At 43.1% G+C, this 478-nt stretch carries 1 protein-coding gene; it reads left to right on the forward strand.

Features of this window, described 5'->3' with window-relative positions; genetic code table 11:
- Positions 1-64 precede the first annotated feature (64 nt).
- Positions 65-478, forward strand: a 414-nt coding sequence (locus R7127_RS26730) for a M48 family metallopeptidase (RefSeq protein WP_318148737.1), incomplete at its 3' end; no start/stop codon positions are given.

Raw genomic sequence — 478 nt, forward strand, 5'->3', positions numbered from 1 at the left:
TCTTGTCATCATTTGGGTATATACTACTGGTTCAAAACAAGAATTAGTGAATATGGAGCCACTTATGAAGGTATGGATTAAAGCCTCTGCTCTCTTGACCTTAGCAGGCTTAACTGCGTGCAGCGCCTCACCAACTGGTCGAAATCAAATACTGATGTTTTCAGATCAAGAAATGTCATCACTTGGTGCAAAATCCTTTGATCAAATGAAGAAGGATATTCCAATCAGTAAAGATAAAAAGACCAACGCTTACGTACAATGCGTAGCTAAGCAGATCACCAATGCCATTCCACCTCAAGCTGGTTTCAAAGATTGGGAGGTCGTGGTGTTTGATAGTGACCAAGTCAATGCGTTTGCGTTGCCAGGCGGAAAAATTGGTGTTTACACTGGCCTTCTCAAGGTAGCGAAAAACCAAGATCAGTTAGCAACGGTTATCGGGCACGAAGTGGCGCACGTTTTAGCAGAACACAGTAACGAG

The sequence above is a fragment of the Vibrio sp. 1159 genome (assembly GCF_033340395.1).
In the GTDB taxonomy this organism is placed as follows: domain Bacteria; phylum Pseudomonadota; class Gammaproteobacteria; order Enterobacterales; family Vibrionaceae; genus Vibrio; species Vibrio alginolyticus.